The sequence below is a fragment of the Photobacterium nomapromontoriensis genome (genome assembly GCF_050336815.1).
Lineage (GTDB): Bacteria > Pseudomonadota > Gammaproteobacteria > Enterobacterales > Vibrionaceae > Photobacterium > Photobacterium nomapromontoriensis.
In genome coordinates this window covers 1-13,964 of the sequence record NZ_JAKJSL010000033.1, presented here as the reverse complement: position 1 = coordinate 13,964, position 13,964 = coordinate 1, and the positions used below count along the sequence as shown (strand labels likewise).

The 13,964-nt window shown below is 47.1% G+C and carries 14 protein-coding genes, 1 rRNA gene and 1 riboswitch; of the genes, 12 read left to right on the top strand and 3 right to left on the bottom strand.

Annotated features, from left to right (window positions below; genetic code table 11):
* Nucleotide 1 precedes the first annotated feature (1 nt).
* The 6 genes from gspK to cysQ all read left to right on the top strand — a co-directional run bounded on the left by gspK (nt 2) and on the right by cysQ (nt 4,970).
* Nucleotides 2–1,009, top strand: a complete 1,008-nt coding sequence (gene gspK / locus L4D12_RS14260; RefSeq protein WP_428448587.1) for a type II secretion system minor pseudopilin GspK — start codon at nt 2–4, stop codon at nt 1,007–1,009.
* A complete protein-coding gene (gene gspL, locus L4D12_RS14255; RefSeq protein WP_428448516.1) occupies nt 978–2,249 on the top strand; it encodes a type II secretion system protein GspL in 1,272 nt (423 codons plus the stop codon). The genes gspK and gspL overlap by 32 nt, the downstream gene beginning before the upstream one ends.
* Nucleotides 2,246–2,722, top strand: coding sequence for a type II secretion system protein M (locus tag L4D12_RS14250; RefSeq protein ID WP_428448515.1), 477 nt, complete (start codon nt 2,246–2,248; stop codon nt 2,720–2,722). The genes gspL and L4D12_RS14250 overlap by 4 nt, the downstream gene beginning before the upstream one ends.
* Before the next feature lie 2 nt (nt 2,723–2,724).
* Nucleotides 2,725–3,483: a type II secretion system protein N gene (locus L4D12_RS14245; RefSeq protein WP_428448514.1), complete on the top strand. Its 759-nt coding sequence runs from the start codon at nt 2,725–2,727 to the stop codon at nt 3,481–3,483.
* A gap of 93 nt (nt 3,484–3,576) precedes the next feature.
* Nucleotides 3,577–4,128, top strand: coding sequence for an ADP compounds hydrolase NudE (gene nudE / locus L4D12_RS14240; protein WP_428448513.1), 552 nt, complete (start codon nt 3,577–3,579; stop codon nt 4,126–4,128).
* 8 nt (nt 4,129–4,136) lie between these two features.
* Nucleotides 4,137–4,970: a 3'(2'),5'-bisphosphate nucleotidase CysQ gene (gene cysQ / locus L4D12_RS14235; RefSeq protein WP_428448512.1), complete on the top strand. Its 834-nt coding sequence runs from the start codon at nt 4,137–4,139 to the stop codon at nt 4,968–4,970.
* 44 nt (nt 4,971–5,014) lie between these two features.
* Here the strand turns inward: cysQ and sthA are convergent, their stop codons facing one another.
* On the bottom strand, nt 5,015–6,430 hold the full coding sequence (gene sthA, locus L4D12_RS14230; RefSeq protein WP_428448511.1) for a Si-specific NAD(P)(+) transhydrogenase: 1,416 nt from the start codon (nt 6,428–6,430) through the stop codon (nt 5,015–5,017).
* A 317-nt stretch (nt 6,431–6,747) separates the two neighbouring features.
* Between sthA and fabR the strand changes: the two genes are divergently transcribed.
* On the top strand, nt 6,748–7,380 hold the full coding sequence (fabR, locus tag L4D12_RS14225) for an HTH-type transcriptional repressor FabR (RefSeq protein WP_428448510.1): 633 nt from the start codon (nt 6,748–6,750) through the stop codon (nt 7,378–7,380).
* Nucleotides 7,381–7,403: 23 nt separating this feature from the next.
* Complete coding sequence (locus L4D12_RS14220; RefSeq protein WP_428448509.1) at nt 7,404–7,769, top strand: YijD family membrane protein; 366 nt, start codon at nt 7,404–7,406, stop codon at nt 7,767–7,769.
* A gap of 68 nt (nt 7,770–7,837) precedes the next feature.
* Here the strand turns inward: L4D12_RS14220 and trmA are convergent, their stop codons facing one another.
* Nucleotides 7,838–8,944: a tRNA (uridine(54)-C5)-methyltransferase TrmA gene (gene trmA, locus L4D12_RS14215; RefSeq protein WP_428448508.1), complete on the bottom strand. Its 1,107-nt coding sequence runs from the start codon at nt 8,942–8,944 to the stop codon at nt 7,838–7,840.
* 148 nt (nt 8,945–9,092) lie between these two features.
* A riboswitch (cobalamin riboswitch) is annotated at nt 9,093–9,317 on the top strand.
* 39 nt (nt 9,318–9,356) lie between these two features.
* Here trmA and L4D12_RS14210 point away from each other — a divergent pair.
* From L4D12_RS14210 to murI, 3 genes are all read left to right on the top strand, one after another.
* Entirely contained in the window at nt 9,357–11,174 is a 1,818-nt protein-coding gene (locus tag L4D12_RS14210) for a TonB-dependent receptor domain-containing protein (RefSeq protein WP_428448507.1), read from the top strand.
* Between the two features lie 44 nt (nt 11,175–11,218).
* Complete coding sequence (locus tag L4D12_RS14205) at nt 11,219–11,887, top strand: Dph6-related ATP pyrophosphatase (protein ID WP_428448506.1); 669 nt, start codon at nt 11,219–11,221, stop codon at nt 11,885–11,887.
* 74 nt (nt 11,888–11,961) lie between these two features.
* On the top strand, nt 11,962–12,765 hold the full coding sequence (gene murI / locus L4D12_RS14200; protein ID WP_428448586.1) for a glutamate racemase: 804 nt from the start codon (nt 11,962–11,964) through the stop codon (nt 12,763–12,765).
* Here murI and L4D12_RS14195 read toward each other — a convergent pair.
* Nucleotides 12,728–13,183, bottom strand: coding sequence for an RNA recognition motif domain-containing protein (locus L4D12_RS14195; RefSeq protein WP_428448505.1), 456 nt, complete (start codon nt 13,181–13,183; stop codon nt 12,728–12,730). The two genes, murI and L4D12_RS14195, sit on opposite strands and share 38 nt — an antisense overlap.
* Before the next feature lie 465 nt (nt 13,184–13,648).
* Here L4D12_RS14195 and L4D12_RS14190 point away from each other — a divergent pair.
* Nucleotides 13,649–13,964 (top strand): 16S ribosomal RNA (locus L4D12_RS14190); the annotation flags it as partial.

The window sequence follows — 13,964 nt, the reverse complement described above, 5'->3', positions numbered from 1 at the left end:
CATGAAACAGCAACGTGGAGTAGCGTTGATTGTCGTGTTGCTGCTAGTGGCGATGATGACGATACTGGCGGCACAGATGAGTGAACGGTTGCACATCAATTTTTATCGGGTGGAGAGCCAGCTCCAGAATCAGCAGGCGTATTGGTTTGCATTGGGTATGGAAGAGCTGGGCAAAGTGGCGGTACAGCAAGGCATTGATGACAGTGATACTGTCAATCTTAGCCAGGCCTGGGCCACTCAAGGTCAGCGCTATCCGCTGGACGGTGGTGAGGCCATTGGTGATATTGTTGATCGTCAGGCCTGTTTTAATATCAATGCTCTGTTGGGCGTTAAGCCTATGACAGATCGGAGCAATAAGCCGTATTTAGTTAAGGCTCTGCAGGCCACTTTAGAAGAAGTGGGTGTTGAAAGTTATGATGCTGAAGTGGTGGCAGACTCCAGTTGGGAATATGTTGATCCGGAAGAGGCGGTCATCGCCCCCTTCGGCGCGGGTGATAGTACCTATGAAGGGTTCCGTCCGCCGTATCTTCCTCCGCGAGATATGATGGCTGACATCAGTGAGTTTCGAGCCATTAACGGTGTCTCTGCTGATATTTATAAAAAAGCAATGCCAGTACTGTGCGCTATCCCGACGAATACTTTGGTTGTGAATGTGAACACCATTAATGAGCCGCAGGCTGCCGTCCTGGTCGGTTTATTTACACCGCAGTTGTCTTTGTCAGATGCTCAGGCTTTGATCAAGGAACGGCCTTATGATGGTTGGGCAAGTGTGGATGATTTTTTTGCCGAATCACAGTTAGTTGCGATGGATGCCGAGGTGAAAAAACAGGTTAAAGAGCATCTGGCGGTGACCAGTGACTATTTTCAATTAGACACCGAAATTTTGGTGGATAGATCCCGGGTTCGGCTAGTGGCCTTGCTCAAGCGAGATAGTGAAGACAAGGTGACGGTCGTCCGTCGCCGTTATGGAGGAATTAGTGAGCGAATTTCTGACAATCAGGCTAAATAGCCGTGCTGATCAGCCGGTGCAATGGCTTGTCTGGTCGCCACAACAACAAGAAGTGATCGCATCGGGTCAGCTGCAAGATATCAGCCAGCTTGAGGAGATTGCCGACTATGCCGCTCAGCGAGCAGTGTATGCATTGGTCCCGGCCAGTGATGTGCTGATGACTCAAGTGGCGATTCCTGCGGGTAGCAGCCGTCAGTTAGCGACAGTACTGCCTTTTTTGCTCGAAGAAGAGCTGGCACAGGATGTTGATAACTTACATGTGCATTTACTCCAGAAAACGGGTGATATAGCTCACGTTGCCATTATTGAGCACCGTAAGGTCGAGGGGTGGTTGTTAGCGTTGACAAATGCAGGGATAGACGTGAAGGCTTTGGTGCCAGATTGCTTGTGTCTCCCGCTGTTTGATCCGGGTTACTCAGCAGCAGAAATTGACGGGCAATGGCTGATTCGGCAGTCGGAGGTACAAGGCGTTGGCGCGGAGCTCGCTTGGCTTGGCACTTGGCTGGCATTGCAGCAAGCACCGACGGTCGCAGATGATATTGATGATGATACAGACCGTTCGGATGACGCGGAACAGGCTCAACAACAGGCGGCGCCGGAACTGGTGATCCACCACTACACCCCAGCCCCTGCAGGCATGCCAGGGCAGTGGAAGGCAGAAACGCCAGAATTGGTAATGCAGTTACTGGCGCAAGGGGTGACCAGTAACAAAGTGAACTTGTTATCGGGTGTTTATAAAGCACAGCCTGCCTGGCGAAAGCACTTAAAACCATGGCGTAAGGTTGCGATTGCCGCTGGATTGCTGTTGACGACGGTGGTGGTTGAACATGTCGTTTCAGTGCAGGCTATGGACAAACAGGCGTCGGTTTATAAAGCGGAAAGCGAACGCATATTCCGTCAGGTTCTGCCCCAGTTTAAGCGTGTACCATCACAGAGTTACCTGAAACGTCAGATGAACAGTGAAATGACGCGTTTGGGGGGCGGAAGTGGTAATGGTGGTTTATTGCCGTGGCTGGCACAGTTACAACCAATGTTATCCCAAGTCCCACAGTTAACAGTGCAGAACGTAAAGTATGATCAGAATCGAGAGGAAATACGATTTCAGGCTGTGGCCGCTGAATTCCAGCACTTTGAGCAGTTACGAACGTTGCTGATTGACCAATTTACGGTAGAGCAAGGGCAGTTAAATCGGGATGGCAATCAAGTAAGCGGCGCTATCGTGCTAAGGAGAAAATCATGAAGGCCTGGTGGATAGGGTTGAATTCACGTGAACAGCGACTGGTATTGGTCGGGGGAATTTCCCTGCTGATTGCTGGGCTGTATTGGGGAATTTGGCAACCTTTGGCCCATTCGGCTGATAATGCTGAGCGCCGTTTGCAGAGTGAACGCCAGTTGCTGGGTTGGGTTACCACCAAAGCCGATGAGATCACGGCATTGCGTGGTACGACGGGATCGACGGGTTCTGTGAGTGATAAAGGCCTAAACCAAGTGATCAATGAAACGACCCGTCGGTTTCGTATTGAGTTGATCCGGATGCAACCCCGTAGTGAGGCCGTACAGGTGTGGGTTAAACCCCTGCCGTTCAATACCTTGATCAATTGGTTGGCGTTTTTGCGTGATGAACATGGAATTGATGCGCAGTTTCTGGATATATCAAAAACAGATCAGGCTGGCATGGTTGAAGTTAACCGCTTGCAGTTGGGGCGGGGGTGAGTGTGAAGTATAAATTGTTATTGGGCACCTCATTTGGTGTTGTGCTGGCAGGGAGCTTAGTGGCCCATATTCCGGCGAGTTGGTTATGGCAACACGCACCCGCTGTGCGTGGGTTAGAGGTGTCGGGGATCCATGGTACCCCTTGGCAGGGAGCGGCAAGTCAGGTTCGTTGGCAAGGTAAAAATTTTGGCCGTCTACAGTGGGATATGAACCTTTGGTCATTGTTCACAGGGAAAATTCAGCTGGATGTGCGTTTTGGTAAGGGGGGCGATATGGGGCTTTCCGGACGTGGTGGGATAGGTTATCGCAGCTCGGGGCCGTTTGCCGAAAATTTATTGCTCTCTATGCCAGCCAAAGAGGCCTTGAGATTTGCGCCAATGGCATTGCCTATTACGGTTGCCGGTAACCTAGAGCTGACGTTACGCAGCTATCAGTTTGCTCAGCCATATTGTGAACAACTTGATGGGGCGTTAGCCTGGACCGCCGGGCAGGTATCCTCGCCGCTAGGCGGATTGAAGCCGGGGCCGGTGATTGCAGATTTATCGTGTGACCAAGGCAAGGTACTGGCAACCGTTGATCAGTCTTCGGCGGACGTATCAAGTGAATGGCAGGCCACATTGGCACCGGGTAATTCCTATACTTTAGCTGGTTGGTTTAAGCCCGGTGCCGAGTTTCCGGCGCAATTAGCTCAGCAGCTTAAGTGGTTAGGCAGTCCGGACCCGAAAGGGCAATATAAAATCAATTATAGCGGCCGCTTATAAAGTGCTTTATTTCACCTGCCTATTACCATTTAATAGAGCTTATTGTCTGGGTCATTACCCGTTGTAGTGACCCGTATTACGACAGGATATTGCATGGCTGCGGATAACAACAAACCTAAAATTTTGGCAACCGAAGTGGTTGCTCAGTCTCAATTGTTTCAAATCGAGTCCGTTGATTTACGTTTTTCCAATGGTATTGAGCGAACCTATGAACGGATGAAACCGTCTGGCCGCCATGCGGTGCTGATTGTGCCAGTAACGGCAGAAGGGGATCTTTTACTGATCCGCGAATACTCGGTTGGCACTGAACGTTATGAATTGGGATTTCCTAAAGGCTTGGTAGATGAAGGGGAATCAGCCGCTGAGGCCGCAAACCGAGAGCTGAAAGAAGAAATTGGGTTTGGCGCTCAAACATTACGACCATTGAAAGAAGTGGTTTTGGCCCCTTCATATTTTTCCAGTCGGATGACGTTGTTTTTGGCTCAAGACCTGTATGCAGAGCAACTTGAAGGCGATGAGCCTGAGCCATTAGAGGTTGTTCGCTGGCCTCTCAATCAAGCTGAAGAACTGCTTACTCATCTTGATTTTGCCGAAGCAAGAAGCATTGCTGCCTTGTTTCTCGCCCTTCAACAGCTGTCACAATAGGAGCGGAGATGGATTTATCGAGTCTATTACCCAAGGTTATTGATATCGCACGTGAATCTGGGCAGGTGATTTTAGATATTTATCAGCGAGGCCAGTTTGAAAAGCACATTAAACAAGATAATACACCTGTCACCAGTGCAGATTTAGCCGCACATAAGCTGGTTGTTACTCGTTTGTCTGCGTTGACGCCAGATATCCCGGTACTTTCTGAAGAAGATGCAGAGATCCCCTTGTCAGAGCGGAGAGGTTGGTCGCGTTACTGGCTGGTGGATCCGCTTGATGGTACACAGGAGTTTATTGCGGGCAGTGGTGATTTTGCCACGATTATCGCCTTGGTCGATAACCATAAACCAATAATGGGTGTCGTCTATGCGCCAGTTTCAGGTGTTGCTTATTATGCTTATCAAGGTAAAGGCGCCTGGAAAACCACCCCAGAAGGCGAGTCAGTCCGAATATCAACTCATAAATATGAACTACCAACCCAATCTCTCGCGGTCGCTATCAGCCGTCGGCAGGATATTGGGATGATCACCAACAGGCTGGATCCCGCTCTGAACTATGAGTTGGTTCCATTGGGATCCGCGGCCTTGAAATCTTGCTTAGTGGCGGAAGGTGTCGTTGATTGCTACTTGCGTTTGGGGCCTACTGGAGAATGGGATACGGCTGCTACTGAGTGTATTGTTGAAGAGGCGGGTGGACGGATTTTGAATACACATCTGTCACCGTTGTCTTATAACCAACGCGACACACTGGAAAATCCAAACTTCATCACTTTGGGTGATGAGTCATTGCCGTGGGCATCGATATTGACGCCAGATAACCGGCTTATCAGTATAAATTAACCATGTAAAAAACGGAGCTCGATGCTCCGTTTTTATTATTAATATTAAAATAGTCGATTTAGGCCATTGAGTGCAGCTACGCGGAAGGCTTCGGCCATCGTTGGGTAGTTAAACGTCGTATTGACAAAATAATTTATATTATTGCCTTCGCCTTTTTGCTCCATGATGGCTTGCCCGATATGAATGATCTCGGCAGCCCGCTCGCCAAAACAGTGGATACCGAGGATTTTCTTCGTTTCTCGATGAAATAGAATTTTTAGACTGCCGACCTCGGTGCCTGCAATTTGTGCTCGGGCCAGATGTTTGAACTGTGAGCGACCAACCTCATAGGGCACTTTCTCTGCCGTAAGTTCTTGCTCGGTTTTTCCGACAGAACTGATTTCGGGTATGGTGTAAATCCCGGTGGGTATATGGTCAATTAACTGGCCTTCTGCAGCACCATAGGCGATAGCCTGTGCGACAAAGCGGCCTTGATCATAGGCAGCGCTGGCGAGGCTAGGGTAGCCAATGACATCTCCAACAGTATACACGTGCTCAATGTCCGTTCGGTAATTTTGATTAACCTTGAGTTGCCCACGAGAATCTGGGTTGAGACCGACATTGTCCAGATGAAGCCGGTCGGTATTACCCGTTCGGCCATTAGCGTAGAGCAAGCAATCGGCACGCATTTTTTTACCTGACTGCAGATGTAAGATCACACCATCTTTCGTCCCTTCAATGTGCTCATAGGCTTCACCATTGCGGATCATTACCCCACTGTTCCAAAAGTGATAAGAGAGCGAGTCGGAAATTTCATTGTCGAGAAACTCTAAGAGTCGATCACGGGTATTGATAAGATCAACCTTGACTCCCAGCCCACGGAAGATAGACGCATACTCACTGCCAATAACGCCTGCTCCGTAGATTATGATATGGCGTGGGTCGTGTTTCAGTTGGAGGATGGAATCACTGTCGTAGATCCGAGCATGGTTGAAATCAACATTATTTGGCTGGTAAGGGCGAGAGCCCGTTGCAATCACAAACTGATCGGCACTGTAGTATTCAACGCTGCCATCGGGTTTCGTTACAGCAATAGTGTGGGAGCCCGTAAAACTGGCTTCACCGAAAATGATAGTGCACTGATTGCGATCGTAAAAGCCTTGACGCATTCGGGTTTGTTTGTTGATTACATCCTGAGCATGTCCAAGAATTTGGCTAAATGTGCTGTGTAAGGTGGCGTTGTTTTTGCCATAGAGGGGGTTCTGGTTGTATTCAATGATCCGGCTAACAGCATGGCGCAGGGCTTTGGATGGAATGGTTCCCCAATGGGTACAGCCGCCTCCAACACTTTCTTCTCGTTCGATGATGGCGACATTGAAACCGGCTTTGGTTAATCCCATTGCGGCGCCTTCACCACCAGGACCACTGCCAATAATAATGGCATCAAAATGTTGGGTAGTGGAATGTTTACTTGTGGTCATGCTTAACCCTTCTTATCATCTTTGCAACATTATCGTTTTGTTATATTAACTTTTTACAAAGGCAGGTAGAATCTATCTGCGGTCATATAGAGGGAAGGATCACGTTGTTGATGGCAATAACAGTTAAAAGTTGGAGGTCGTTGGTGCTTTTGCTGATGCTTGACGTTTGGTTAGAGTTTGTGAGCCAGTAGGTAAACTCAACGTTCAGGCTTTGATTCCGCACCAGCCAGCAATTACTATGTTTTGATGGCCGTGAAAAAGCGCGTATAGTGACAATAACCTTGACGCAAGATAATTCAAAGAGAAACAAAAAACCCATGGGTATCAGGGCTCAGCAGAAAGAAAAAACTCGCCGCTCACTGATTGATGCAGCATTTAACCAATTAAGTGCCGAACGCAGCTTTTCAAATCTTAGTTTGCGGGAAGTGGCCAGAGAAGCCGGGATTGCACCGACTTCATTTTACCGTCACTTCAAAGATATGGATGAGCTCGGTTTGACGATGGTGGATGAAGGCGGTTTGATTTTACGTCAGTTGATGCGTCAGGCTCGTCAGCGCATAGCCAAAGAAGGCAGCGTGATCCGCACCTCCGTTGAAACCTTTATGGAGTTTATAGATAGCAGTCCGAACGTGTTTCGGTTGTTGTTACGTGAACGTTCCGGAACATCGCCAGCATTCAGGGCGGCGGTGGCTCGTGAAATTCAGCATTTTGTGGCAGAGCTGACAGAGTATCTGGTCGCAAAAACAGGAGTCACCCATGAAGAAGCCTACACGCAGGCGGAGGCATCAGTAACCTTGGTGTTTAGCTCGGGTGCGGAGGCGCTAGACTTAGATAGTCATGCTCGTGGTGAGCATGCTGAAAGATTAATTATGCAATTGCGGATGATTGCAAAGGGTGCCTACTGGTACCGAAAAGAGCGTGAGCGTCGTGAGCTCAGGCTGAAACTCTAACTTCGTTATGTTGGTGAATGGATATGAACAAGGAACAAATTAAAGCTGAACGAAAAACTCTCGTATTATCATTGCTTGCCGGCCTGTGCGGTAATGCCACTTTAGCAGTGTTAACATCTGGTGCTGTTTCGTTTTCTATTTTCCCAGTGATTGCGTTTGCATTGGCGGCGTACTGCTTGTATCAAGAATACCTGAGTAAACCCATGGCAGATGGCACACCAGCTATCGCTTTTGCTTGTTTCTTGGTCGGTGCATTTGGTTATTCCGCATTTTTGCGCGCCGCCTTACCTGAAATGGGGTCAAACTTTTTACCGCTGATAATCTGCTTGGGATTACTCTTCTGGGTAGCTTATAAGCTGGGTATTATGTCACCAAAGGCTGATGCATAGGTTTAGCACCTAGCGGTTGTTATGCTATAAAAAAGGCGCCTGAGGCGCCTTTTTTGATCGTGATGAAATTATCGTCTTTCTAGCAGTACACCCGCTTCCATGTGATGGGTATAGGGGAATTGGTCAAACAGAGCAAAACGGGTGATATGGTGCGTTTCGTTTAAAATGGCCAGATTCTCTTTCAGAGTGTCCGGGTTGCATGAAATGTACATGATGCGGTCATAGCCTTGCACCATACGGCAAGTACCTTCGTCCATGCCGGATCGTGGTGGATCGACAAAGATTGTGTTGCAGTTGTAGCTCTGTAGATCGACATTTTGATCTTTCAGGCGGCGGAACTCACGACGGCCTTCCATTGCATCGGTAAAGTCTTCTGCTGACATCCTGATGATCTGGACATTGTCGATATTGTTAACGGCAATATTGTACTGTGCGGAGTCAACGGATGGTTTAGCCAGTTCAGTTGCGAGGACGCGCTCGAAGTTCTTGGCTAGCGCCAGAGAGAAGTTACCGTTACCACAGTAAAGTTCCAATAAGTCACCTTCGCTATCCTGCGTACAGTCAACGGCCCATTCCAACATTTTTGTCGCCACTTCACCATTTGGTTGAGTAAAGCTGTTTTCGACTTGCTTATACGTTAGAACTTGTTCGTTGACCTTCAGCTTTTCAATAACAAACTCTTGGTCCAAAACGATTTTTTGTTTACGAGCTCGACCGATGAAGTTCAGTTTGAAGCCTTCATCGTTCAGGCGCTGTTTTAGTGCTTTTGCTTCTGCAATCCACGCGTCATCAAGCTGGCGGTGGTATAGCATTGAGACCAGAATCTCACCGCTTAGCGTTGATAAGAAATCAACCTGAAACAGTTTGTGGCGAAGGGCTTTTACCGGTTTTAGCGCCTCAATCAGCAGTGGCATCATGTCATTGATTAACCGACTGGCTGCTGGGAACTGATCAACACGGTATTTTTCGTGGGTTTCCTGATTGAACATGATGTAGTACAGCTCATCACCTTCATGCCAGACGCGAAACTCAGCACGCATACGGTAGTGTTCGGCAGGAGAGGCAAACACCTCAAGCTCAGGGGTTTCAAAATCGGCAAAGATATTTTGAATACGCGCTGCTTTTTCATCTAGCTGTGTTTGGTACTCAGCTGGATTAATGTCGGTGGATGCCATAGTGGTTGCCTTAAGCTGCTCAAAATAAGAGCGCCGATTTTATTGTATTGTTGACTGATGTCCAGTGTTCAGCCAGAGAAAAATGTTGAAAGGGGCGATATTTTCTCATATATGGTAAATCTTACTAGACAATAACAAAGAGGATAATTAGCATGCGTCTTGCGCTGGTTTGCCTGAACTCAGGCTAGGGAACGCGGTGGAAATCCGCGACTGACGCGCAGCGGTGATAGAGAACGAAAGCACATGGACGTTAGTTCTAAACACTGCTTCTGTAGATGGTGCAATACCATTGATTGAAGTGGGAAGTTGTTGCCTAGGTGGTTGTTCAACCATGCTCTTAAGTCCGAAGACCGACCAGTGTACCGAGTAGAAAAGCTACTCAGTAATCGACGCGACTTAAGGTATCCATATAATGAAAAAAACGCTTTTAGCAGTGGCGTTGGCGCCGTTGTGCCTGCCCAATCTTGCTGCCGCCCAAATTTCAGCTGATGAAGTCATGGTCATCACCGCGAACCGATTCGAACAACCCCTCAAAGAGGTCATTGCACCTGTCTCCGTCGTGACCAAAGAAGATATTGATGCCATTCAAGCGAAGTCTCTGGCAGAAGTTTTGCGTCGCCTTCCTGGCATTCAAGTTGTATCTGGTGGTTATGGTCAGAACACGGAAGTGTATGTTCGAGGGACCTCTTCTAAGCATTTACTGGTCATGATTAATGGGGTACGAATTGGTAGTGCGACATTGGGTAGTGCCGATTTCAGCCAGATCCCGTTAACCGGGGTTGAGCGAATTGAATTTATTCGTGGCTCACGGGCTGCGCTATATGGTTCGGATGCCATTGGTGGTGTACTTAATATCATTACAGACTATCAGCCTGATGAGCAGCAGGCGCAAGTAACTGCTGGTGTTGGTAGTGATGGTTATACCCAGCTCAGTGGTTCAGTTGCTGGCGCACTAGGACAAAATAGTTGGGGAAAATTGGCGGTGAAAACAGAGCAGGCGGATGGTTTCTCCGCACGCCAGTTACCGTTTGAGCAGGATGATGACGGCTTTGACAGTCACAATGTGGTTGCAGAAGTCGGCACGGCCATTAATGAAAATTGGCAGCTGAGCTTGCAGGGTTACTACCATGATGGTAAGGCTGACTATGATGATGGCTATGGCGCTCTTGGCGCTTATACCGACAGTAGTTTGTATAATATAGCTGCGAAAATTGGGTATGTGCGTGATGACTTCATCAGTGCAGTGACGGTGGCGCACAATCAGGATAAAGCCCAAAATAATAGTCAGGGAGTGTCCGGCAGTGAAATTAAAACCGATCGCTTACTGGCCAATTGGCAGAATCACTACCAGTTTAATCAGCAACTGGGCTTGGGCGGTGGGCTTGAGTTTTATCGTGATTCAGTCTCTAACAGTACAACTGTTTATGAAGAAGATCAGCGCGATAACGCCGCAGCTTATATTAATACAGTCTATCGTGCGGGGGATGTACAATTAGAGGGTAGCCTGCGTACAGATGATAATGATAGTTACGGAACCAATACTACTTGGTTGGTTGCTGCTGCTTATTCATTTTTAGAGAGTTACCAATTATCAGCTAGCGCAGGTACTGGTTTTAAAGCACCAACCTTTAATGATTTCTATTGGCCGGACTCAGGTAATCCAGAACTTAAGCCTGAGGAGTCGACCAATTATGAGCTGTCACTCTCTGGTAGTCATACGTGGTTAGATTGGCGTATTACTGGCTATCGTAATGATGTTGATCAGTTGATTGCTTGGGCGCCAGTTGATAGCAGTGATCCGTTCAGTGACTGGTTGCCGATGAATGTCGAGGAAGCCCGTTTGCAAGGCCTAGAGCTGACAACGCATTTTAATACAGGTCCGTTATACCACGATGTTAGCTACGACTATCTGGATGCTGAAGATGCTAAGACTGGTAAGCAGTTGATCCGTCGAGCAAAGCATAGTGTAAAATGGAATGTCGCTTACTTGCTGGATCAATGGCAATTTGATATGAGTGCGCTTTATAAAGGCAAGAGTTATGAAGATAGCACCAATACAGAAACCTTGGATGCGTATGTGTTGGTTGATGTCGCGGCGAGCTATTTCTTGAATGACAATATTGTACTTCGAGGACGTATTGCTAACGTATTCGACGAAGCGTATACCTTAAGAGATACCTATAACGTTCAGGAGCGTAGTTACTACGCGACCGTCACGTATCAGTTCTAAACTTATCACTAAGCCACCTTCGGGTGGCTTTTTTGAAGGAATGTATGTCAGCGATAAAAACCGTAGTCAGTTGGTCTTCTGGTAAAGACGCAACACTGACATTGATCCGGCTACTCAACGATCCTAATTATGAGGTGGTTGGTTTATATACCACATATTTGGTCGATGAAGTGCCTTTTCAGGCAACGCCGATAGCGGTTGTTCGAGAGCAAGCTAGGTTGGTGGGTTTGCCATTAATTGAAATTGCATTGCCTACTGTTTTTCCGCCGAATGACATCTATCAGTCATTAGTGATCAATGGGCTGCGTCAAAGTGGGTTAAACATAGAGGCGGTTGCATTTGGCGATATGTTTTGTAATGGGATTGCTGAATATCGTCGTAGCTATATTGAACCCGCAGGCTGGCAATGTGTGTTCCCGCTGATGGGAGAGCACAGTCATAGTTTGGCCAGAGAAATTATCGATTGTGGGATCCGAACTTTGGTTGCTACGGTAGATACGAGTCAGCTTGATGGTCGTTATTGTGGCCAATGGTATAGTCATACCTTCATTGAATCGCTCCCAGCCGGCGTTGACCCATGCGGTGAAGACGGGGAATTTCATACTTTGGTGGTTCAAGCACCTTGCTTTAACGGCGAGTTAAAGCTATCCCTTACAGCTATTGATCAGCAGCCTCGCTTTCACTACCAGCGCTACACATTATATGAGAAATAATGCGGGAGATTTTTGGTGCTTACAGTGTTTAGCAGTATCATGAACTTTCTACATTAGCATTATTGATAGGTTAGATAGTGAAGCGGGTATTGATTTTTGATTCTGGTGTCGGTGGTTTGTCAGTATACCAAGAAATTTACGCTCAATTGCCCAAGGTTCAGTATATCTATGCCTTCGATGATGCTGCCTTTCCTTATGGCGAATTACCTGAATCTGAGCTTATAGCACGCACTCAGCATATTGTTTCCTTGTTGGTTGAACGGCATCAGGTGGATTTAGTTGTTATCGCCTGTAATACCGCCAGTACAGTGGTATTGCCAACATTACGGAGTATATTGACTATTCCAGTGGTTGGTGTTGTCCCTGCGATCAAACCTGCCGCTTTAGTCAGTCAGCGAAAAGTGATTGGTTTACTGGCCACTCCGGCGACGATTCAACGAGAATATACCAATGCCTTGATCAATCAATTTGCCAGTGATTGTGAAGTATTACGCATTGGTTCAACGCGGTTAGTTGAAATGGCTGAGCAGAAACTGAGAGGACATTCCGTTCCTATGGCTGAACTTGGTGACATTCTCAGACCTTGGCAAGATCAAGTGGATAGTATTGTACTGGGTTGTACTCATTTCCCATTGATTAGAGATGAGATTATTGCGGTATTTCAGGTGCCGATTCAGATTATCGATTCAGGTAAAGCGATTGCTAATAGAGTGAAAGCATTATTGGGTGACATTGCGGAAGAAGATGGTGAAAATGCACTGAATTATACATACAACAGTGCCACCGGAAGAGAATTGGTGGCACTGAATCGAAGTTTACAACAAATACATCTACAGGCGACTAGATCTCTGCATTATCCTCGCTCTTCGGATCGTTAGCCTCTCGAACCTTCAGCGTGCGTTGACCATATTCTTTGTTATTCAGTTGTTCGATAGCATTGTCAGCATCTTTACTGCTCATTACAACAAAACCAAACCCCCGTCTTTTTCCAGTGCGCTTGTCTTTCATTAGACGAACAGCAAACACTTCACCATGCTCAGCGAATAATTGATTAACTTCGTTTTCATTGGCACGGTAGGGCAGATTGCCGACATAGAGTGTCTTACTTGCCTGAGAGTTTTCTTCTTCTAGAGAGGTTGTTTTGGGAGTGGTAGGTATAAGCGGTAAAATAAAGGCAGTGCATAAAGCACCTAACGCAAAGGCTATGCCAGGAGGTAGAGGGAGGAAGCTAAAAACTATGCCTCCGGCAATGGCGACTGCGAGGACCGGTAATAAAGTTTGATTGGATAATTTCATATATAAAACTACATCGTCAGAAAATGGGTAAAAAGAAGGCGCTATTGGTTATTTTAACAACAGAATCACATTGATATTACTTTCATTGCCTTAGAATTGCTAGCAAGTGAATGTGACGTTCCTCTAATGTTGAATTTAGAGGCAGTTATCTCACATTAGCTGAAATAACCATCAGGTGATATTTTTTTTAAAAAAAACACTTGTCAGTGTGTTCTAAGTCTCTATAATGCCGCCTCACTGACACGGACAACGGCGCTAGCCGGTGACGTAAGTCAGTATTGTTCTTTAACAATTTGACCATGCAATCTGTGTGGGCACTCGTGAAATGATAGTCAACAAAAGAATTATCAATGAAACTGAGTGACCAAATCGAATCGTAAGATTCGGCACAGTCAATTCATTCATTACTTCGGTAATGAATATACAGTATTTCATTGAGCCGCTATTTATAGCAGCAAACACTTTTAATTGAAGAGTTTGATCATGGCTCAGATTGAACGCTGGCGGCAGGCCTAACACATGCAAGTCGAGCGGTAACAGAGAAGAAGCTTGCTTCTTTTGCTGACRAGCGGCGGACGGGTGAGTAATGCCTGGGAACATGCCTTGGTGTGGGGGATAACTATTGGAAACGATAGCTAATACCGCATAACGTCTACGGACCAAAGAGGGGGCTCTTCGGACCTCTCGCGCCAAGATTGGCCCAGGTGGGATTAGCTAGTAGGTGGGGTAAAGGCTCACCTAGGCGACGATCCCTAGCTGGTCTGAGAGGATGATCAGCCAC